Source organism: Gardnerella swidsinskii (assembly GCF_003397705.1).
Lineage (GTDB): Bacteria > Actinomycetota > Actinomycetes > Actinomycetales > Bifidobacteriaceae > Bifidobacterium > Bifidobacterium swidsinskii.
Genome location: NZ_QJVB01000002.1, coordinates 397,421 through 420,423 on the forward strand (window position 1 = coordinate 397,421; position 23,003 = coordinate 420,423).

Consider the following 23,003-nt stretch of genomic DNA (forward strand, 5'->3'; position numbering starts at 1 on the left):
TAGTTCTACTGCCAATAACGCTGCTTTGTTATATTTCGTCAGCTATTTATTTCTTTAAACAATTGAAGGACTTAAAAGACGATAACACTTGTATTAATACTGTTAGTCTCACCATTCAAGCATTCGTCCTATTAATATTACTAATCTATCTTTTATATTTATGCAAAGAAAAAACATACCCAACTGTATATCGTTTAGTTACAGTATTTATGAGCATAGTTAGCATAATTCTTTTGACAGTTTGCAATACAGATGTTACTAGGTTAATTATATTTAGCTTAACATGTGTATATGTATGCATTCTTATAATCGTCCACAAACATTGTTAAATATATCGTATGAGTGGCGCATTCAATAGGATTACGAAGCGTCGCCTTCGCCTTGCGCGCGGTCTTTTCCGTAAATCGACGGAATAAAACGCTCCTGATCGTGAAGCTTTTCCCAGATTACAGGAGGATTTTGCGGATTTTCCAGAGACTTTGGCACATCGATAATTCGTTGATTACTAGAGCCACGAAATTGCAAAAGCGAATCGTGCAAATCTTTCATATAACGGCCGTCAACAAGAATATCAATGTAACGCAAAAGCTCAAGCTTATCAGGCGTCTCCCCTGGGCGCATAAGCTCTTCCCAAGTGTATCCAGTCCAACTCCAAATGTCTTTTGTATTGCCAAACTCTTTCCTAATACGCTTGCAAAGAGGCAGCAAAATGCCCGTATTAAGCAACGGCTCGCCGCCAAGAAGCGTTAAACCTTGCACATAAGGCTGCGCTAAATCTTCCATGATTTGATCTTCAAGCTTTTGAGTATAAGGATGCCCAGCGCGAAAATCCCAAATCGACTCGTTATAGCACTCAACGCAATGGAACGGGCAGCCGGAAACGTAAAGCGAGCAACGAATTCCTTCGCCGTCTGTCATCAAAAAACGCTTATAATCGGCGATCATCCCCTGGCTCATGCGCTCACTAGACCACTGTCCTGCGCGAGGATTATTGGAAAGAGAGGTAGGAATCCACGGTCCACGATTCACATCTGCAGGCGCAAAATCGTGCAAACTCATGCGAGCCATATCCAACCCCCTTCCAAACCGAATAAACAACTAAAAAATAAACAACCAAATTTGCGAAAATAAAATAAATCCAGCCGTTAGAAAGTGCAATCACAAAATGCAATACACTTCTAACGGCCAGATTATCACCAAACAACAAACACAAGAAAAGCTATTGATTTAGCTAAATTATCTAGTCATACTTATTTTACTAAGTTTCAACATAGTAAATTAGCTAAGTTTATTTTGTTTCCTCATACCATTCACGAGACTCACCGTTGTTAAGAGTCACATGGCCAGTTTCGCCAGACATGTGCTTTACGCGGTGAGCGATTTCTTCGTGACGACCGTGAACCATTGGACGCTGAACAGGATTGCCCAAGTAACCGCAAGTACGCTTAGTCACATTGCACTTATCTGGGTCGCTGTTGCCGCACTCCGGGCAACGGAAGCCTTCTTTAGTCGGCTCAAAATCACCCTGGAATCCACAAACGAAGCAGTGATCGATTGGCGTATTCGTACCCAAGTAGCCGATGCCAATCTTGTAAGCGTAATCCCAAACAGCTTCCAAAGCCTTAGGATTTGCCTGCAAGCATGGGAACTCGCAGTAGTTAATAAAACCGCCGGAAGCAAGATACGGGAAGTCAACCTCGTAGCGAAGCTTCTCCATAGGAGTTGGCTGCAACCAAACCGGGTAATGGAAGGAATTAGTGTAGAAGTCGTGATCAGTTACGCCTTCAATGCGACCGAACTTCTGGCGATCCATGCGGTTAAAGCGGTCAGTCAAAGACTCAGCAGGAGTTGAGTAAACGGAATAATGGTAGCCTTCCGCCTTTGACCACTGCTGGCAAAGCTTATTCATGCGGCGAACCAAAGAAAGCGCAAATTCCTTGCCTTCCTCATTCCAGCTGTGATCTTGCATCCAATCCTTGCCAAAGAACACGGCCGTAGTTTCGTACAAACCAATGTAGCCAAGAGAAACAGTTGCGCGCTCATTACGGAACAACTGATCCACGCTTTCGTTAGCTTCCAAACGACCAAAAGCACCGTAACGGAACAGCGTTGGAGCATTTACAGGAGTTGCCTGCTTGCAACGCATAATACGGAATCGCAAAGCTTGGTGAGCTACTTCCATACGCTCGTCGAAAAGCTTCCAGAAGCGAGTCACATCGCCGTGAGATTCAAGAGCAATACGTGGCATGTTAACAGTTACAACGCCAAGATTCATACGGCCATCTTCAACGTCCTTGCCGGTCTTTGGATCAATCCAACCCTGAAGGAACGAACGGCAACCCATAGGAGCCTTGAAGGAGCCAGTAATCTTAACAATATTCTCGTAGAACACAACGTCTGGGTACATGCGCTTTGTAGAGCATTCAAGCGCAAGCTGCTTCAAATCGTAGTTCGGGTCGCCAGCGTCTGCGTTTACACCGTGCTTAATAGTAAACACAAGCTTAGGGAAGATTGCAGTATGACGATCTTTGCCGAGACCGCGAATACGGTTAAGCAAAATAGCGCGCTGAATTTCACGAGCAAACCAAGAAGTACCCAAGCCAAATCCAACAGTTACGAACGGAGTCTGACCGTTAGAAACGCGGTTGGAATTAATTTGATATTCCATAGTTTGCATAGCGTCGTAAATAGCCTTACGCGTCATAATCTTTGCGTAAACTTCACGAAGCTGATCAAGCTCGCTCAAATTTTCATCAAAAGGAGTATCAGCAGGCAGTGGATCCCTGTCCAAGCAGTGGAGATTCTTAGGCTCCTGAGCCTTCAAGCCGTCAATCATATCTTTTGCGACTTGAATTGGTGTGGAATCAGGAATCATTGCGTGTGCCATAGCAAGATTCTTGTCGTAATCGCACTTAGCGTAAGGCTCAAGCATTTCGTCAGCGCGATTAACAGTCTGACCACCGTATTGCGCGCCAGCAATATCCTTAATAATTTGCGTAACCTGAGTTGCAGCAGTACCAATAGACTTTGGACTATCCATCATTGCATTACCAAGAGCAAATCCCTTAGCAAGCATATCGCCAAAATCAGGAAGCGAGCAGTTGCTCATGCAAGTAAATGGCGAATAATCAGCGTCATGGAAGTGAATATCACCCTTCATATGAGCGTTAGAAACTGCGTGAGGAAGCATAGAGAACGCAGAAGCTTTAGAAACAGCACCTGCAAGAAGATCACGCTGAGTTGCATAAACATTAGAATCCTTATTTGCGTTTTCACGAACAAGAGACTCATCACGATTTACAAGACGGTTAACAGCCTCGTTGATATCAGTAGCCCTAGCGCGGTCTATATCTCGGTTCAGTCGGTAGCTCGTGTAGCAACGAGCAACCTCATAAAGGTGATTTTCAATAAGACTATGCTCAACCAAGGTCTGAATATCTTCAATCTTCGCCGGACCATTGTAACGATCTTGAATTTCAGCCTCAATATGATCAGAAATATTACGAATCAACTGCTCTTCTTGCGGACCGATTTCCTTGCCCAAATCCTTAAAAGCAGCCTTGATTGCCATAATGATATTCAGCGGATCAAAATCAACTACGCGACCATCGCGCTTTTCGACCTGCACGCGAGAAACTGGAACTTCAACTACATCATCCGTACAATTTTCTGCGCTTGTGACAGCAGTTTCTTCCAAAACCTGCATCGGTACAGACCTTTCTCAAACACTGTTCCTTCTAGCAAAATCTCTCGTTGCAAACATGGGAACTATTTCTAACAACTCGCTCTACTATAACCCAACTCATGCACAATATCTAGGGCAAGACGCAAAGATAACCACCTATATATAGTGATTTATGTCACAATCGCGATTTTTGCGGCGTGTCCTGGTGTGTCGTAATTGATAAACGATAAATTACTGAATACACGCCGTTAAATGTGCGCACTTCGTGACGCTTTGATATATTAAATCACGTGGAACAGATAGCTTTTCAGCATGCACAGGAATTCGGATTCCAACCAGGAGACGTTGTCCAACAATGGCTCTGGGATGACGATGTTGACGAAACAATTTGCGAAAGCATCGAGAAACTTACCGGCGAAGAGTTGGTAGATGAGGATTACGACGCTGCTGTTGATGGTGTGATTATTTGGTGGCGCGACGGCGACGACGAAGATGAGCTCGCAGACACTATTATGGATGCCACAAATATGCTTGACAATGACGCTCCTATGTGGGTTCTTACTCCAAAACCAGGTCGCGAAGGTTCCCCAAGTTCTAGTACCGTTCAATCTGCAGCAAAAACAGCTGGCATGAACGCAGCCACTCCGTTAACCGTAAGCACTGACTGGAACGGCGTTCAACTGCGCGCATTTGGTAAAGGTCAATCTAAATAAGTATTTGCTAATTGGCTTAACTAGTTTAACCGACTGTTGACTTGCTTAACAGGCTGATTAACTGATTACTAAGTTGCTTATTGCTTGCCAACTTGCTACTTACTTTTGTAGTATTGCTGCTGTTTTGTCGAAAACACCAAACCAGTTGATGTTATGTATAAAACATAGGGCAATTCTGTCGAAAACACATAATCATTCGGCGAAATAGACAAAAATACAAGAATAACGCAAATAAAAAGCGCGAGGAGAAAAATATCACAGCCTCGCACCACAACAGACAAGAAAACTAAAGCGAAAACAAAAGCCGGAAAATCACTGGCGAATGTTATCAAAAGTAGTGAAAACGAAAACAAATGCTGTAAAACACACAGCATTTGTTTCTAAAACTCACGACCGAAGCGATGAACACGACTACCACGTTCGCCACGTTTACCGTGCCAACGACGTTCGCTGCGTTCACCACGTTCACCACGTTCACTGCGCTCACCACGTTGCCCACGTACGCGCCCGCGCCCACCGCGTCCACGACCGCGACCTTTACGCTTCTGCTGCTCCGGCTCCGGCATACTCCAGCCTTCTTGAAGCTCGGCAGCTTCACCAACAATCTCATCTAGAACTGATGAAGAAGGACTCACATCCTCAGCTTTCGCATGAATTCCAGCCTTACGAAGCATCATATGAGCAGCGCGCTTCTGATTAGGAAGCACAAGCGTTACGACATCGCCTTCTTCACCAGCTCGAGCAGTGCGACCCGAACGATGCAAGAAAGACTTAGGATCCTCAGGAGGCTCAGTTTGCACAACTAATGCAACGTCGCTAATATCAATACCTCGCGCAGCAACGTCCGTAGCAACCAGCACGCGCACCAAGCCTTCAGCAAACACAGCCAAATGACGATCTCGCTGATTCTGCGACAAATTACCTTGCAAATCAACTGCAGGAATACCTTGCTGCACAAATTTTTTCGCCATATTCTTCGCTTGATATTTTGTGCGCGTAAAGAATATAGAACGTTTCCTTCCGGAAGCAAGCTTTCGCAAAACTTCGTATTTATCCCCTGCAGACACAGCAAAAATATGATGCGTCATAGTGTCAACTTGGCAATCAGCATCATCCACAGCATGGACGACAGCATTTGGAAGGAAACGCTCAACTAATGTAGAAACTTGCTTATCAAGCGTTGCAGAAAACAGCATGCGTTGACCATCTGGCGCAACTTGCTCAAGAAGTCTAGTAACAGCAGGAAGGAATCCCATATCCGCCATTTCATCTGCTTCATCAAGCACGCTAACCATTACTTTTTCAAGCGTAAGTGCTCCTTGACGCAGCAAATCTTCCAAACGTCCAGGGCAAGCAAGCACAATCTGCGCACCCTGCTTAAGTTGCGATACCTGACGCTGGTATCTCACACCTCCATACACTGTCACAGTACGCATGCCATAAGCTGCAGCAAGCGGCGCTATTACGTCATCAATTTGATGCACAAGCTCGCGAGTTGGAGCAAGAATTATTGCTCTAGGAGCAGGAATTTCACTAGACTCGCGTGACTTACGATTTTTATCAGAATGAATTAAATCAACAAAATTCTCAGCTAAACGCGCAACAAGTGGAATAGAAAATGCTAATGTTTTACCACTTCCTGTGCGACCTCGCCCTAGAATATTCGCACCTTGTAATGAATCAGGAAGCGTTGCTTGCTGAATTGGGAATGCAGTAGTTTTCCCATCAGCACGCAACACTTCTACCAAGGGCTCTGGGACTCCAAGTTGCGCAAAAGTGACATCGTCACGGTAATTTTCACAAGATTCAATAGCAGAGTCTGGAATAATTGTTGCGTTATGAGAATCTTGATTTTGCTTTTTTGAAGTAGGACGCAAAGATATTGCAGAATTTTGTTTTGTATTATGAGATTTTGCAATATCATTTTTAACAACATTATTTTTATCAATATTATGCTTAGCAAAATTATTTTTAGCAAAATCTTGTTCAGCATCCGCAATAGCTACTTCTTCATAGCGCAAGGCTTTTTCGCGCGCTTTTTGACGAGCTTTTTCTGCTTTGCGATTTCGCTCCCTGCGCGAATTGAACTCGTGATTAGAACCGTAATTTTTATGACTACCCTGATATTCAAAAGGATTGCGTTTTTCAGCTGATTTCCTAGTATTTTTGACGTTCTTGGTATTCTTCGCGCCTCGCTTTTGGGCGAACGCAGCATGATGAGTATGCGGCACAATAGCCTTTCGTAAAATATGTGTATTCAAAACTTAAATTTCAAAACGTGAACTAATCGAGCCTAGCACACGCCTGGCACAATCACGGCAAATGTTGTCAAAAAGCGCCGAGACGCTCGCACTATAAGCGCTCGCTTCTGAGCTTGCATGGAAAAAGTCCACTGAACTTTCCATGCAAGCTCACGCTCCGAGTTACTTTCGTACACTACGCTCCAAGCGCGAAAGCAGGTCGTCGCGCAAACGCCGGAAAATCACCAGCAAATGTTTCCACCAAGAAATGAAAACAAAACTCAACTAGCGAGTGAGCTTACGGTGCAAGCGATGCGGACGAGCAGCTTCCTCACCCAAGCGCGCAATCTTATTTTCTTCGTAAGCTTGGAAGTTACCTTCGAACCAGTACCACTTTGCAGGATTCTCGTCGTCGCCTTCCCAAGCAAGAATATGCGTTGCAACTCGGTCGAGGAACCAGCGATCGTGCGAAACCACAACAGCGCAGCCTGGGAAATCAAGTAAAGCGTTTTCCAAGCTTTCCAAAGTCTCAACATCCAAATCGTTAGTAGGCTCATCGAGAAGAAGCAAGTTTCCACCCTGCTTAAGAGTCAAAGCCAAGTTCAAACGGTTACGCTCACCGCCGGAAAGCACACCAGTAAGCTTCTGCTGATCCGAACCTTTAAATCCAAAGCTTGCAACATATGCGCGAGTAGGAATCTCAACGCCTGCAACCTCAATAAAATCAAGTCCGCCGGAAACAGCTTCCCACAAGTTCTTATTAGGATCCAATCCTGCACGATTCTGATCCACGTAAGAAATCTTCACAGTATCGCCAACAATAAGCTCTCCGCCAGAAAGAGACTCCAAGCCCACAATCGTCTTGAACAGCGTAGACTTACCAACACCGTTTGGACCAATCACACCAACAATACCATTACGAGGCAGCGTAAACGACAAGTCGTCGATAAGTACACGGTCGCCAAAAGCCTTGTGAATATGCTTTGCTTCCAAAACTTGCGAGCCCAAACGTGGACCTGCTGGAATTTGAATTTCAGAGAAGTCAAGCTTCTTGGAATTACGTGCCTCTTGCTCCATTTGGTCGTAGCGTTCCAAACGAGCCTTGTTCTTAGCTTGGCGAGCTTTCGGCGAGCTACGCACCCAATCAAGCTCATTCTTCAAACGCTTAGCAAGCTTGGCATCCTTGGCACCCTGGATTTCCATACGCTTTGCTTTAGTTTCCAAATACGTTGAGTAATTTCCCTTATATGGATAAAGCTGACCACGGTCAACTTCGCAAATCCACTCTGCTACGTTATCCATAAAGTAGCGGTCGTGCGTAACAGCAATAACAGCACCCTCGTACTTGTGCAAGAACTGTTCAAGCCACAAAATAGATTCCGCATCCAAATGGTTAGTAGGCTCATCCAAAAGCAGCAAATCTGGAGCTTCAAGAAGAAGCTTACACAATGCAACTCGACGCCTTTCACCACCAGAGCACACAGAAACAGGCGAATCCGGATCTGGGCATTGCAAAGCATCCATAGCCTGCTCAAGCTGCGAATCCAAATCCCAACCGTTTGCAGCGTCAATTTCAGTCTGAAGCTTACCCATTTCTTCCATTAACGCATCAAAATCAGCGTCTGGATTAGCCATTTCTTCGCCGATTTGGTTAAAACGCGCCACTTTTTGCGCAATCTCACCAAAAGCCATCTTAATGTTTTCGCCAACCGTCTTAGTGTCATCAAGAGGTGGTTCCTGCTGCAAAATACCTACCGTATAGCCAGGAGTCAAAGAAGCTTCACCGTTGGTCACATTTTCCAAACCGGCCATAATTTTCAGCAGCGTCGACTTACCCATGCCGTTCGGACCCACAACACCAATTTTTGCGCCCGGAAGGAAGCTTAAAGTAACATCGTCGAGAATTACACGATCTCCGTACGATTTACGCGCCTTAATCATCTGATAGATAAATTCAGCCAAAGTAATATACCATCCTTACAAACGTTGAAATTCCAGCGTTTGTTGCAACTTGCGTAAAAAGCGTTTAATACTTTTACCTACTTAATTCAAGCAAGATGCAACTTACATAAAACTACGCAAACTAATAGCTAGCAAATACTAGCACGTTGCTGGCGTACGATTTGACTTATTGACAGACTCAGAATCATCTTCAGGCGGAATCTGGCAGAGCCACTCGCCCAAAATCCCAACGACCATATCAATAAAGCACACCAAGCCAGCAATAGAGCATTCACGCACAACAGAGTTATACAGAATTATTTCACTGTGTGGCAGACTCATTAACAACTGCCCAACGTACCAGCCAGACAAAATAGCACCTGCCATTCCCAATGCCTTAGACAGCATAAGAGCTGCAACAGCAAATTGAGAACTTACACGCTTCTTATTTTTATCTTTGTTAGCAACACTTTGATGAGTTTGCAACGCCATAACAAAAGTTATTAAGCCAGCAATCACCATAATTGCAACAACAACCCACGGAGCTCCTGCTAACGACATAGCACTAGACTCTGTTGACGACACTAGAAATGCGCCCAGCACAAAGCCAAACAGTAACCCTAGTACCAGATACCACCAAGGTGTGCGATACGCTTTCATTAACAACCATCCCCTATAAGCCATTGCTCTGAGTATACCCCAACAGTTTGAGCATCAAAAGCAAACGCTAATGAGTACGAAACTGAGTTGTCATCCAAAGCAGCATCCGACTCTATCTGCAGCCACGGCATAAGTTCAGGCGACTTAGGGTCAACCATCACCATTTCCGCTAGTTGTTGCGGCAATTTTTCTGCATCAACAGTTCTTGTATCAGCAGCAGAAGCACCATATGAACGCGTACCCAACACTCGCACAGTCACCTTATCTTTATACAAAGTAGCAACAGCGCGAAGCAAGCGAAGCAGTTCATACTCGTCACCGCCCGAAGACAGAATAAATACAGCCGCGTAATAATCACCTTCAAGCATATTGGCAACATATAGTGCCGATACGCCATCTACGCGAGATTCTCTATCCTGCTCAAGCATTGCAACTATTCTCAGCATAGCAGAACGCGTGTCTTGTTTCGCGACACCCTTCATAGAAATTACTGCAGTTGTCTGTAACGGAGTCGGACATATACGGAACAAAGGAGACTTAGTTTCTCTTTTAACAAGCTCACTGCCATAATTGACACTTTTAGATTCATCGACACAAGAGCACTCTGAATCTCCATTATTTTCATAATCATCCGCGAAAGAATTTGCGATATCAACGGCAGCTTTAGCAGCTGCAGCAGCGTCCTCGTCTTCTTTGCGCTGCTTTTCTTTTCTATCTTCCTCAATAAGAGAACGATAGTAATCTGCTATTTCGCCTTCCTCAAGATCGTCAACTGATACGCTTCCACTACGAACAGCAACATGCGCAAGAGAATCAGGAATTACACGCCGTTCCGAATAATTTAACTCTTCTCTAGAAACACTATTCAAAGTAACACAAATATCGTCAACAGTGCTTTTCATGCCGTAATATTCGCTTCTTAAAGCAGCATGAACAGTAATATCAGCCTCACTAATTTGCCAAGTGTGCATAGCAGAATTTAAAACAGATTTAGCAATAAGTTCTAAAGCTATAGCAGGATGCTCCTCAATTTCGCTATCTTTTTCGCAACGTTTAAGCATAAAAGCAAGACGCTCAGCAATTTGAGGAATATCTATTGCGTTAGTCTCATCTCCGTCTAATGCATTACTCAAATTAACTTTTAAAACAGCATCTATGTAAATAGAAGAATATAATCCAATGACTATTGAGTCACCGCTTGGGCGAATACCCTTCAAACTTATGGTTGTATTCATAATTTCATCTTCTACTCTCTAATAAAAACAATTTAAAATTCCAATTATTCGTTTATTTATCTTTTACTCTTACCTATAATACGCAAAACTAATATTTCGATACATTGTACTCGATATAAATCAACATGCGTAATTTTTTGCATATAACACTAATTTTTATTATTAAATTCTTAGAAAAATAAAAATAAACGCTGACAGCAATAAATTATATTGTTATCAGCGTTTATTAATGATTGTATTTTATCTGCTTTTTAGCACTGTATTTACACTATTAAGCACCAAATTGAGTGCCGTCATTTTGATTAGTAGACGGATTAACTGGTGGCTTAACAGTTCCAATAACAGTTCGAGGAGCAGGTGCAGTAGTCTGAATAGACGTATCAACAGACATCTGATCAGACTGCTGGTTTTGTGAAGTTGCGTTATTGGAAGATTCAGAAAGTTCAGAAGCTTCACTCTGCTCATTCTTACCTTCAACGTTGCGCTTTAAACTTTCTGGAATTTCAACAGGAGGAAGATCAGAATCTGGTCTTCTATCGTCCGAAAGCCAAAGAGTACGCTCAGGAGCCTTACGAATCTTACTGAAGATTTCCTTAAGTTCCTTCTCGTTAAGAGTTTCCTTAGCTAGCAACTGACGAACCAGCTCATCTAATACGTCACGATTATTGTTAATAATCTCCCACGCTTCAGTATGAGCAGTTTCGATAAGCTTATGAACTTCTTCATCGATTACTTCAGCAGTACGATTCGAGAACTTACGAGGTTGCAAAGAATCGAGTGAACCGGAAGAATCTTCGTCAGTATCCATCCACTTAACAGCTCCAAGCTTCGCTGAGAAACCATATTCAACAACCATCTTACGAGCAATAGCAGTAGCTTTCTCAATGTCGTTAGAAGCACCAGTTGTTGGATCATGGAACACAACTTCCTCTGCTGTGCGTCCGCCCATAGCATATGCCATTTGATCCAGCAATTCGTTGCGAGACTGCGAGTAACGGTCGCTTGTTGGCATCACAGCAGTGTAGCCAAGTGCGTGACCTCGCGGCAAAATCGTTACTTTAGTAACAGGATCCGTGTGGTGCAACGCAGCAGCAACAAGCGCATGACCACCCTCATGGTAAGCAGTGTTACGCAATTCATCCAAAGCCATACCCTTAGACTTACGTCGAGGTCCTGCTTGAACACGATCAATTGCCTCATCAATAGCGCGATTATCGATATATTGAGCACCAGAGCGAGCGCAAAGCAACGCAGCTTCGTTAAGCACGTTAGCTAAGTCTGCACCAGTAAAACCAGGAGTGCGCACAGCAACCATATGAAGATCAACATCCGGCACAAAAGGCTTACCCTTAGCGTGAACCTTCAAAATTGCCTCGCGACCTTCCAAATCAGGAGCCTCAACAGCCACCTGACGGTCAAAACGACCAGGACGAAGAAGTGCGGAATCAAGCACATCTGGACGGTTTGTTGCGGCAATAATAATCAAATTAGTGTCGTTGTCGAAGCCGTCCATCTCAACAAGCAGCTGATTAAGTGTCTGCTCGCGCTCATCATGACCGCCAGTCATGCCACTTCCGCGGCGACGACCAACAGCATCAATCTCATCGATAAAGATGATGGCAGGAGCATTCTTCTTAGCTTCGTCAAAAAGTTCACGAACACGAGACGCGCCCAAGCCTACGAACATTTCCACGAAGTCAGAGCCAGCCATTGCATAGAACGGCACACCAGCTTCGCCTGCAATAGCACGAGCCAACAAAGTCTTACCAGTTCCTGGAGGACCATAAAGCAGCACACCGCGCGGAATGCGAGCACCCAAAGCCTTGTAGCGCGAAGGATCCTTCAAGAAGTCTTTAATCTCTTCAACTTCTTCAACAGCAGCTTGTTCGCCAGCAACGTCAGCAAACTTAGTTTTAGGAGTCTGACCTTCAAGCAGCTTGCCACGGCCACGTCCGCCACCCATGCCAAGCATACTTCCACCGGCACCGCCTATTCTGCTAAACATGAACCAAATCATGCCAAGGAAGAACAATATCGGAGCAAGCGAAGTAATCAAATACGAAATAATGCTAGATGACTGTAAGCTAGCAGTCCAGCCGTTAGAAGGCTTCGCCTTTTCGACTTCTTGTACAATTGATCTACCTTGTGCATACGCGTAGTAGAATTGCACATCCTTGCCAAAGTCACGCTTTTGCTTACTTCGTTTATCGAACTTCTTAAACGGACTATCAAGCGTAAGCTTAACTAACTGTTTATTGTCAATAATTTCCACATAACTTGCTTTATGAGATCGCACTAACTCAATACCATCCTGAGTATCGATAGTTTGCGATCCGTTATGAACAAACATTTGGAATCCGACAACTGAAAGCAACACAAGAAGCACAATCCACGTCCATGGCGACTGCCAGAAGGAACGACGATTGTTATGGTTGTTCTCGTTATTTTTATTATTCTTGCCCTGTTGACCGTTGTTTCGCTGATTCCTAGGGTTGCGTGGATTTAAAAACGGATTATTCCCGTTATTTCCACGCCCAGAACCGCCCATTGGGCCTTGCGGTGTCATAGGAGAAGCGCCCATGTAATAAGGCTCCTTTCAAACTCCTCAATTTATATAAAAATTCTGAATAGAATCTATAAAATCAAGCACCATACACTGATGGCTTTAATACCGCAATACTATTGAGATTGCGGTAGCGTTCGTCGTAGTCCATTCCGAAACCAACGACAAATGCATCAGGAATTTCAAAGCCCGAGTAGTCGATTTGTACGTCTACTTCGCGACGTGCAGGCTTACTGAGCAATGCAAAAACTTTTACACTTGCAGCACCACGACCTTTTAGCTCATCTACAAGCCAAGCTAGCGTGCGACCGGAATCAACAATGTCTTCTACAATAAGCACATCTCGACCACGCACATCAGTACTTAAATCTTCGCGAACAGTGATTTGTCCGCTAGTTTGAGTGCCACTGCCGTAACTAGACAAGCTCATAAAGTCCATTGATGCGTTAATGCTTAATTCTTGCGAAAATACAGCAAGAGTATTTACAGCACCTTTGAGAACTGCAACAAGCAAAACATTACGGTTTTTGTAATCTTCACTTACTTGTTTAGCAACTTCACGAATACGCTTCATAAGGTCTTCGTGGCTAATTAATTCATAGTCGATGTCATCTCGTATATCTGCAATTTGCATGTTCACTATCTTTGCATAAGCGAATGACGATATTGCGCGAGAGCCGAGTCGCTTCGTAATAATTTGGCAGCGAAAAAGGCTTCTGACCATGCCATTTTGTACATAGTTCGTCCACTGCCGATATGTGACTTGACGAGAAACGCAGACCAAGCTCACTTAACGCACGCACTATAATTCGTCTACGAATTGATGGATGATATTGCACTAACTTCTCAGCTTTTAACCTAACAGTTTTCGCATTTTTATCAAATTCCATCACTTGTGAACTAGCTTCGTCAACTTGAGAATTAATATAGTCAAGATCGTCTCTAGCTATTTCAGCTCCACGAGAAAGCAAAGTAACCATATTTGCATTAAAAAATCGCGAAATATAAGGCATTAACGTGTGTCTAACTCGAGATCTCAATGGATAATTTTCTGAAAGTTCCTCATTTTGCGAAATATCGTCACCATTTGTAGGATCATCCCACCATGAAATGCCTAGATCCTCGCAAATACCAGTAGTATCTTCTCTACTAAGCTTAATAAGAGGCCTCGCAAAAAGCACGTTTTGACGCAATGTCACTGCTTTCATGCCAGCAACTGCTTCTAAACCTGCAGAATCTTTTAGCCCCATCATTACAGTTTCTGCTTGATCATTTGCAGTATGAGCTAGAAGCACGGCTGCAGCTTGCTGCTTTTTAGCGACCTCAATAATTGCTTGATACCTAGCATTTCTAGCAGCAGATTCTTCGCCTTCTCCCGAATCTTCAACGTTCACAGATTGAATATACACGTACTTTTCATCTATTCCAGATTGCAAACAATGTTTAGCAGCAGTATTGGCAATTTCAGTTGAGTGTGGCTGCAAATGGTGATCTACTATTACGACACCGCAACGAATACCCCTACTTGCGCACACAATCACGCTCAATGCTGTAAGTGCAAGAGAATCTCTACCTCCAGAGCACGCAATAAGAACCAGAGGAGCATCAACATCTGTCGCGTGATTGCCATGTTCGGAAAAACGCGCGTCTTGTGCACATAATGAAAGTTCGTCAAAACAATGCTTGATTGCGCCAATTCCTGCGCGTATGCGAGAAGAATACACCATAGCTTCTAGTGTAGCGCGCCAATAATGCTAAATTGCAACTCATAAATCATAGTTTTGGCAATTCTGCCATAAACTTATTAATCGCTACGAACGCTCCCCAAATATCAGCTGGCTGGTTCGCAACAACAGCGAAAGTTAGCACTCCACCACTTTTCCTAGATACATTACCAACCATAGAAGTAACTTCACTTAAAGAACCAGTCTTTACGCGAAGCATGCCGGCAGAAGATTCATCCGCTAAACGCTTTCTTGCTGTTCCAACTAAACCAGGAAGAGACAATCCTTCAGCAGCTGCAGCACCTCCAGAATCGGCTTTAATATTAAGCACTTGTACTTGAGCTAGCGTTGTTGCGCGCAACCTTGATTTTGGAGACAAGCCTGAGCAATCAGACATGTGCAAACCACGTATATCGATATTGAGCTTGCGCAATCCCTCTTTTACTGCCTGAACTGCACCCTCCGGAGAGTTGGATTTGTGAGTTGCAAGCGCAGTCAAACGACCAAACTCTTCCGCCAATGTGTTGTCTGAAATACGAAGCGTATATGCCATTATTTCGTTTAATGGTGCAGAAGAAACTTGTGCAATTAAACGCGAATTAGATGATATTAACGATTGAGTTTCGCTTACTGGTATGACAAGATTTTCAGACTGTGCAGATTTATCTTCATTTTCAGAATCTTTATTGTTTTCAGAAGAATCATCTGCAGACGAGCCTGAACCGGAATTTTTTTCATCAGAAGCGGTTTTATTAGAATAATTACTTATAACTATTCCTTGTTTGCTTAATAATTTAGCAAAAACATGACCGACACTTAAAGCAGGATGAGGATCAGAAAGCGGAAAATCTGTCATAGCGTCAGCGTCAACACCTTGCACTGAAAGGTCACGCTGACGAGCATCATCTATAGCCAAAGATGACGTTTGAGCATAAAAGCGGCGTTCAACATCTGTTTCATAAATCAAATCAGGAGCACGTTTTGCGCCAAACAATGAGTCATCAACAGCTAAAGAAACTGTGTGAATATTTTCAAGCTTCAACGCGTTGGCTGTTCTTCTCGCTAATGTCGTTAAACCTGCTCTGCCATTGACATGGTGCCAATCGTTTTCTCCAACGCCAAGAAGCATGTCACCATTGCCGCGAAGCACAAGCTTTCTAGCATTCGTACTAGAAGCTCGTTCTGGTTCACCGCCTGTTTTAGGCAACAAAAATACTTGAGTATCAAGAGTTGAACCCATGTCAAGAGTGCGAGAAGCTACGCTAGCAGTTAAAGTTTTAAGCGTTGACGCTGGCTCTCTTAAAGCATTTGGCTCATGTGAAGCAACTACTCGCCCATTAGCATCCATAATTACTGCTGAAGTGCTGCTACTCATAGAAGCATCGGAAACCAACTCGTTAATAAGTTTTTGAGCTTGCGAATGATTTATTTCTTTACCATAAGTCACGCCTTTAGCTAGTGATTTAACTCGCAAAAGTGATTTAGGAGAAGAAACAGTTACAGCATAATGTTGTTTTCGCAACGTCAAAGGACCAGGAAGAATATCGTATACGTCAAGCAAAAAATAAGTAAAAATAATTGCTGCACTAACTATAACTGCTATAAATGCAATAAGCAATCGCCAACGAGAAGGATATTGGCTTCTTAAAACCATAGCAGCGTATTTACTTTTCTTCTGTGCGCTACTTGGTTTAATCTCACTGCTTGATTTAGATTCACTACTTAGTTTTTTTTCACTACTTGGTTTAGGCTCGATACTTTTGTTGGGTTCGCCGCTTTGCGCTGGCGTGCTCGCATTAGGAATATTTAAGGCATCGTTTAAGCCTTTATTACTTTCCATGCGAGCACACCTTTAAATCGATTGCAAATACCGCGCTTAACTATACATTGCGCTTGCAACAAAGCGTGCGTAAGTTACGCAGTAATAGACGCGAATCTGCGCAAGTTTTCTACAATGCGAATCGTGCGCTTATCCATTACTTTGCCACCAAGAATCACGCCAACAACCAGCACAATCAAGCCGTTTACTACAAACAAAATGCTTGCAATCCACAGCAGTTGCGGCGCAAGAATCATAAACGCAATCGCAGCCGCAACCGAAGGAATCATGCAAACTACAGAAAGAAGCATAAAGCCTATAGCTGCAAAACTTCGCCCGCCAGCACTTCCTTGCGGCCTAGAAAATGGCTTTTCGATTGATGCCACAGGGTACATTGCAATGCACGAAGAAATTAAGCCAATGCCTATGGAAGCAAAAGCTATTCCAATTGGCGAAAGAATCTGGAACATAACTGCATTCACATTTTGCTGAACATTTGCTACAAAGAAAAGGAAAACGTAAACCCCTACTCCAATAATCGCAAAATAAACAGCGCAAATCACTGACCAAACTATTGCGTTCGCTAAGCGATCGTGCAAACCTTTTACTCCAATAATCGCATGCATAGTAAAAGCTGTGCCATCGTAAGCAATATTGTTTCCAACAACCATGCCCATAAGCAAAGCAGCATACATCATCCATCCAGAAACACCTAAGTTATCTGTTAGAGAATCAAATCCTTTAGCCTTAAAACTACTTCCTCCTGCAACTACCAGCATAAAAAGCGGCGCAATAAGCAAAAATAGCTGACGCATATCTCTTCTCATAACGCTAATAATTCGCGCAATAATCGCACCAACTGTGTTGTCTGGAACTGCTGCAAACAAGCCGATTCCCTTAGTTTTAACAACTGTTTTTTGCTCACCACGAAGCAACTTCGGCTCTAATTTTGCGCAAAATACAGAGATTGCAAAGCAAGCAGCAATCGTTACAACGCAAATAAGGAAGCGAATAGCAAGAGCAAGCCAATTGCCATTAATAGCATCGAGCGGCAAAGCCATAGCTGCACTTAATGGTGTAAAAGCGGACGCAGCACAGAAACTTGTGCCTAGCGCAATTCCATTTGGCGAAGGGCTATGCGTATTCATTGATGAAACAAAAATCATGTACGCTATAAAAATGGCAAAGTAAAAAATGTTTCTTGAACGCTTGTTTATTAAAATAGTATCTAAAAGCTCAATAAGCATTTTGCTTAAAGACACGATTGTTGCAACGTAAAGCGGAGCTGCAATTACGCTGACTAAAACCGGCACAATTCCAAAGCTTCTGTACGCTAAAGACCACAAAGCAAGCGCGATTGTGCAGCTTACTGAAAGCGCTCCAAAAAGAGAGCCAAGAAGCATGCCAGCTTGCTGCTTTACGTAAGGAATGCCGTAAAGCGCAAAACTACGCGATTTTAGTGTTGTGTCGCTGCCAAACATAAACACGTTTATAAACAGCGTAAAAATTGACACAATCGACGCAACCATTATTGGAGCCAATTGGAATTCCTGCCAATTTTTAGTATCTGCAAGCATTCCTGGATTAATGTACTTGCCAGTTTCCCAGCCAGCAAAACCAAGAGCGCATATAAGCGCAAGTCCAAAAACAATTGCTATAGCAAAGCCAATTTTTTGCCAAATTGACTTTCGCATAACAGAAAAAGTAAGTGCCCAGCGAAGGCGAACCATGGTAAAAATCATAGACATTACGGTTTTCCCTTTTAAGCGTTGAGATTGGTGGAAGATGCAGGAGCGTTATCAGATTTGCCGCCGTTAAGCCAGTCGATGCGCGCAGCTGCGTGACGTCCGCCAACAAGCTCCATGAAGCGATCTTCAAGATTCTTGCCTTGAGCAACTTCTTCAAGAGAGCCAGCAGCCGCAACATGACCTTCGTTAATAATTGCCACGTGCGAGCACATTTTTTCAACCAATTCCATAACGTGCGAAGAAATAATCACCGTTCCGCCAGTAGAAACATACTCGGCGAGAATATCCTTCAAATTTGCGCTAGAAACAGGGTCTACTGCCTCAAAAGGCTCGTCCAACACAAGCACGCGTGGGCTATGAATCATAGCTGTTGCAAGGCAAATTTTCTTCGTCATACCAGTTGAATAGTCCGAAACCATGGTGTTTGCGGCTTCTGTTAAGTCAAATGCAGAAAGCAAGTCGGTCGCGCGACGAACAGCCTCAGCGCGGCTCATCTCGCGAAGCATGCCAGCGTAAGTTAAAAGCTGAAGGCCAGTAATCGTCTTAAAAATCTCGTCGGCCTGAGGCATTAAACCGATTGCGCGCTTAGCACTATTTACGTCACTCCAAACGTCGTTGCCAAAAATCGAAGCTGAGCCAGCATCTGGCATAAGCAAGCCCGTAAGCATTTTAATCGTAGTGGTTTTGCCAGCACCGTTCGGGCCGACTAATCCATAGAAAGAGCCTGCTGGAATGCTCAACGAAAGATTATCTACAGCAACTTTCTTGCCAAAAGTCTTAACAAATCCGCTAATAGAAACCGCTGGAACATCTTCGTTAGTAGCGTCGTAAGTGTTTGCGCCAAAAACTGGAACGCTGCTAGCAAAAGTATTTCCGGACGGATACTCGGACGGATATTCAGACGGAATAGAATCTACCATAGAAACCTCGCAGTATACAGATAAACGCACGCATTGCACTACATTAATTGCGCAATCACACGCTTATATCAAGGCTTCTATTATCTCATACCCGCAATTTTTGCGCAATCGCAATGCCAGCACTATCCGCACGCTACCTTCATATTCGTGTGGTAGAGATTTGAGATTTTTCGCACTGATTGAATGTTTGCATGCTTATGAAGTTTTGCAGTTGTGCTCTGCAGACGTTGAGTATTTATTCATAGCGAACACTAGCATCATTGCTACTGCGCACGCCACACCAAACACCCCTACCACACTAAAAACAACTGTGGGTGAATTTACGAGTGAGGGGTGGTTGTTGCTTGGTCGAGCAATATAAAAGCGGAACGATAGTAATAATCTTGTTGACGAATACTATTTTTAAAAGAAAGTAAGTAAAAAAACTAAACTTAACTACGCAACCGCTAAGTCCAAATAAGGTATAAGAGTGGAGCGCTGTCCTTACGGCTAATCGCCGTTCGGCTGAGCTTGCGTTGAAAGCACACCGTGCTTTCAACTTGAGCAAGCTCACGCTCCGAATTGCTCTCGCGCGTACAATGCTACGCTCAAGCATGTCGTCGCGCTAGTAACACCCACCACTCACAGCCACTTCAGAAACACGCCAGTCAAACACCAGCCCAAAACTCGCACCACAATAAGCAAGAGCACTCAGCGACCAGTGTGCTGAATCGGCTTCCACTCGCTCTTTGAGAAAATAGCTTGGAACGCAATAGGCACGTACGAAAGCATAAAAATCGGGAAGCTAAGAGCGTACGCAAACAGCTCCTTATTCGTTGCACCAAGCTTATCGTGTTCAACTAAAATAGTGAGCGACACAAATATCATCATGCCTAAAACACTTGTAACAGTAGTTGTAATGAAGTTAATCATTGAATAGATTTGACTCATCCATGTTACAAATCCAAATGCAGCAAAAATAAACCCAAGTATTATTCTTGCAACAGCCAAAACCATAAATGGGAAAAGCATAAGCGTAAAATCAACCGACGAAAAATCTCTTTCGCGAATACCATGTCGAATAAGAGCTGCTCCATAGTAACGAAATACCTGCAAGAATCCCTTGCTCCAACGAAGACGCTGCCTCCAGCTCTGCCTAAACGACACAGGTTGTTCATCATACAATACTGCAGAACCGCAATATCCAACTTTGTCTCCGTGAAGAATAGCGTCCATAGTAAATTCAAGATCCTCAGTAAGAAGATGGAATTTCCATCCGCTATTTCTGTGCATAATCTCACGCGAGAACATGAATCCAGTTCCACCAGCATGGCAACTCGAACCGAATAGCATTCGAGAGTTGTTAGTAAATCGCGATTCTCGAATAAACCAAAGTGCAGAGCCAGAAGAAACCCAATTATCTGAAAGGTTCACGGAATTACGATAGCTGGTTAAAATTTGATATCCTGCGTGGAAACCTTTATTCATTTCCTCAAAATAATGCGGATCAAGTTTATTGTCTGCATCGAAAACAAAGTATGCGTCATAAACTTTATCTGCACCAATTTTCATAATATGATCGAGAAGATAGCTGAGCGCATAACCTTTACCAATATGCTCTTTATCAAAACGTTCGACTACGTTGCATCCACAATTGCGACCAACTTGTGCAGTAGAATCAGTGCAATTATCTGCAACAAGCCAAATATCAATAAAATCTTGTCTATATGTTTGAGTTTGAATGCAATGAATAAGATTACCTATAACAGCTTCCTCATTGCGCGCAGAAATAAGCACAGCATAATGCTTATCCATTGGTGCTTCAGGAAAAACAATAGGCTTAGCGAATAAAGATGCAACAGCACAAACACCTTGATACACAACACCGCTTATGCCAATAAGTATTACTAGTACATCAAATATTGATAGAAGAATCATCGCTTCCATCCGCTCCGTGGATTATTTTTTACGTTACTTTTATTATTTTTTGTATTTTTTACTATTTTAGACTCGCCTACTTGCAATTTTGCTTTAGGAGAATCCTTATTTTCAGAATTTACTTTACGATTTGCAATATCTTTATTTACGGCATCTAATATTTCGCGCGAAATTGGCATTGTTGCCAATACGTCAGTTTGATCAGAATCGTTAGAAGAAACTTTGCTACCATTCGCATCGTCAGAGTCTGACACATAAGCTTGCTTATACCAATATAGAATATCCTCGTTCAGAGAAATGCGAGAGCTTGTGCCTTTCATTACACGATGAACACTTTCACTCATTGGATTCATGAACTTACGGCCAATCGCTTCAACGCAACGAACAATAATAGAAGTATGATCAGGGTGAGGATCGTTCATAAGCGGAGAAGAAACTAAACTATATTGCTTCGTGCATACTCTAAAAATTGCTTGCAAACTTGCAGTCACAGGCAAAGCCAAAAATGCTCCAAGAGCACCAAATACAGCGCCCATTACAAGAACTGAAATAAAAGCTACTGCAGGATTCAAATCCATAGTCTTCTCGGAAATCTTCGGCGAAATAACCATGTTCTCAATTTGCTGATAAATCGTAATAAAAATTAATGTTGCAACAGCCGCACCAAAACCATTGGAACCCCATGCAACCAAGATAGGCAAAGCTCCACCCAAATAGCCACCAATTGTAGGCACAAACTGCGAAACAATTCCGCAGAATAAGGATAGCGGAAGCCAATACGGTATATTCATCACAATAAGGAAAATTGCGGTACCCACTGCGTTAATCGCTGCCAAAATAATTCGCGAAAATAAGAAGCTCGAAATCTGCTCTTGAACAACTGACCAAATAAATAGGAAACGACGCTGAGATTGCGGATTCATCCAACGGCACATGCTACGACGCATAGCCGGACCTGCTGCAGAAATGTAATACGTAACCATAATAATGGTAAGTAAATCAAGCAGAACAGTCATCAATCCCCATGTTGTGTTAAGTGCTTGGCCAGCAAAATCAACAACCCAAGATGTTTGCACATGCTTCAAAATTTCCATGCCAAGCTGCTCAATATTAGGCATTTTAAAACCGGTATAGTGAAGCACAAAATTTGCAAATTGATTGTATAAATCAGGCAAGCCCATAACCATTGAAACAACCTGCTGAGCAAATAAATTACCAAACAAAGCAAGTAGCAAGCTAATTACAACAAGCAAGCCCGTTAGCGTAAAGCCAGAAGCAACTCCTCGCCTCCAACCATGCTTAATTAACCGAACAACAAGCGGTTCCATTGCGAGCGCAATAAAAATAGAAATCACAACATCGAAAACAATGAATGAAATGCTATTCCAAGCGAACCATAGGAAGATAGACACAAAAGTAATAATTGCAACGTAAATAAGTGCACGACCTAGCCAATCTGGCGGCCTTCTGTCATCGCCTTTAGCTGGGAAAAGTGAAGCTAAATCTAGCTTATTTTCACTTTCCTTAATATGCTCATGCATCTTATATTCATGCATTTCTTGCTCTTGGTAATTCATAGGTACTATTGTAACTGCGCGAACTGATGAATGCGAATTAGCGGCATGTAATGGTAACTATTTTTGTAATACTTAATAGTTACGCTATTTATTACTATTTATTACAATTTTCTACTATTTCCTACTAAACGATTGCAATTATGCGCATCTACGCAACTACACGTAACATTATGTAACACAAACGTAACGAGATATTCGAGTCGCTGAAATCCAAAATGGCATTCATAGTCATAAACTCATTACTGGGTTTTTTAAGAAAGG

Annotated in this window: 15 protein-coding genes; 1 reads left to right on the forward strand and 14 read right to left on the reverse strand. The window is 43.1% G+C overall.

The genetic code is table 11. The annotated features are described in order from the left end of the window. Positions 1 to 360 precede the first annotated feature (360 nt). The gene (nrdG, locus tag D0T18_RS03895) at positions 361 to 1,068 is read right to left on the reverse strand and encodes an anaerobic ribonucleoside-triphosphate reductase activating protein (protein WP_004108545.1); all 708 of its coding nucleotides are present in this window, start codon (positions 1,066 to 1,068) and stop codon (positions 361 to 363) included. A gap of 220 nt (positions 1,069 to 1,288) precedes the next feature. Next, the gene (nrdD, locus tag D0T18_RS03900) at positions 1,289 to 3,706 is read right to left on the reverse strand and encodes an anaerobic ribonucleoside-triphosphate reductase (RefSeq protein ID WP_012914410.1); all 2,418 of its coding nucleotides are present in this window, start codon (positions 3,704 to 3,706) and stop codon (positions 1,289 to 1,291) included. Between the two features lie 269 nt (positions 3,707 to 3,975). Between nrdD and D0T18_RS03905 the strand changes: the two genes are divergently transcribed. After that, on the forward strand, positions 3,976 to 4,398 hold the full coding sequence (locus tag D0T18_RS03905; RefSeq protein WP_004108549.1) for a DUF3052 domain-containing protein: 423 nt from the start codon (positions 3,976 to 3,978) through the stop codon (positions 4,396 to 4,398). A gap of 380 nt (positions 4,399 to 4,778) precedes the next feature. Here the strand turns inward: D0T18_RS03905 and D0T18_RS03910 are convergent, their stop codons facing one another. The 12 genes from D0T18_RS03910 to D0T18_RS03965 form a co-directional block, all read right to left on the reverse strand. Continuing rightward, on the reverse strand, positions 4,779 to 6,629 hold the full coding sequence (locus tag D0T18_RS03910) for a DEAD/DEAH box helicase (protein WP_076003031.1): 1,851 nt from the start codon (positions 6,627 to 6,629) through the stop codon (positions 4,779 to 4,781). Positions 6,630 to 6,923: 294 nt separating this feature from the next. Beyond that, entirely contained in the window at positions 6,924 to 8,600 is a 1,677-nt protein-coding gene (gene ettA / locus D0T18_RS03915) for an energy-dependent translational throttle protein EttA (RefSeq protein ID WP_012914413.1), read from the reverse strand. A 138-nt stretch (positions 8,601 to 8,738) separates the two neighbouring features. Continuing rightward, positions 8,739 to 9,239, reverse strand: coding sequence for a DUF3180 domain-containing protein (locus D0T18_RS03920; RefSeq protein ID WP_033888467.1), 501 nt, complete (start codon positions 9,237 to 9,239; stop codon positions 8,739 to 8,741). Next, positions 9,239 to 10,474, reverse strand: a complete 1,236-nt coding sequence (locus D0T18_RS03925) for a dihydroneopterin aldolase (protein ID WP_102703220.1) — start codon at positions 10,472 to 10,474, stop codon at positions 9,239 to 9,241. Before D0T18_RS03925 ends, D0T18_RS03920 begins: the two co-directional genes overlap by 1 nt. A gap of 271 nt (positions 10,475 to 10,745) precedes the next feature. After that, entirely contained in the window at positions 10,746 to 13,055 is a 2,310-nt protein-coding gene (gene ftsH, locus D0T18_RS03930; protein WP_116440515.1) for an ATP-dependent zinc metalloprotease FtsH, read from the reverse strand. Positions 13,056 to 13,116: 61 nt separating this feature from the next. Next, positions 13,117 to 13,671, reverse strand: coding sequence for a hypoxanthine phosphoribosyltransferase (gene hpt / locus D0T18_RS03935; RefSeq protein WP_101886119.1), 555 nt, complete (start codon positions 13,669 to 13,671; stop codon positions 13,117 to 13,119). Next, complete coding sequence (gene tilS / locus D0T18_RS03940; RefSeq protein WP_116440516.1) at positions 13,646 to 14,764, reverse strand: tRNA lysidine(34) synthetase TilS; 1,119 nt, start codon at positions 14,762 to 14,764, stop codon at positions 13,646 to 13,648. The genes hpt and tilS overlap by 26 nt, the downstream gene beginning before the upstream one ends. Before the next feature lie 46 nt (positions 14,765 to 14,810). After that, positions 14,811 to 16,601 (reverse strand): D-alanyl-D-alanine carboxypeptidase, encoded by a 1,791-nt coding sequence (locus D0T18_RS03945; protein ID WP_102703223.1) that lies wholly within the window; start codon positions 16,599 to 16,601, stop codon positions 14,811 to 14,813. 74 nt (positions 16,602 to 16,675) lie between these two features. After that, the gene (locus tag D0T18_RS03950; protein WP_162861134.1) at positions 16,676 to 18,328 is read right to left on the reverse strand and encodes a hypothetical protein; all 1,653 of its coding nucleotides are present in this window, start codon (positions 18,326 to 18,328) and stop codon (positions 16,676 to 16,678) included. 14 nt (positions 18,329 to 18,342) lie between these two features. Then, positions 18,343 to 19,248 (reverse strand): ABC transporter ATP-binding protein, encoded by a 906-nt coding sequence (locus tag D0T18_RS03955; RefSeq protein WP_116432019.1) that lies wholly within the window; start codon positions 19,246 to 19,248, stop codon positions 18,343 to 18,345. Positions 19,249 to 19,938: 690 nt separating this feature from the next. Continuing rightward, positions 19,939 to 21,165 (reverse strand): glycosyltransferase family 2 protein, encoded by a 1,227-nt coding sequence (locus D0T18_RS03960; protein WP_116432018.1) that lies wholly within the window; start codon positions 21,163 to 21,165, stop codon positions 19,939 to 19,941. Then, positions 21,162 to 22,742, reverse strand: coding sequence for an AI-2E family transporter (locus D0T18_RS03965; RefSeq protein WP_116431565.1), 1,581 nt, complete (start codon positions 22,740 to 22,742; stop codon positions 21,162 to 21,164). The genes D0T18_RS03960 and D0T18_RS03965 overlap by 4 nt, the downstream gene beginning before the upstream one ends. Positions 22,743 to 23,003: the final 261 nt, after the last annotated feature.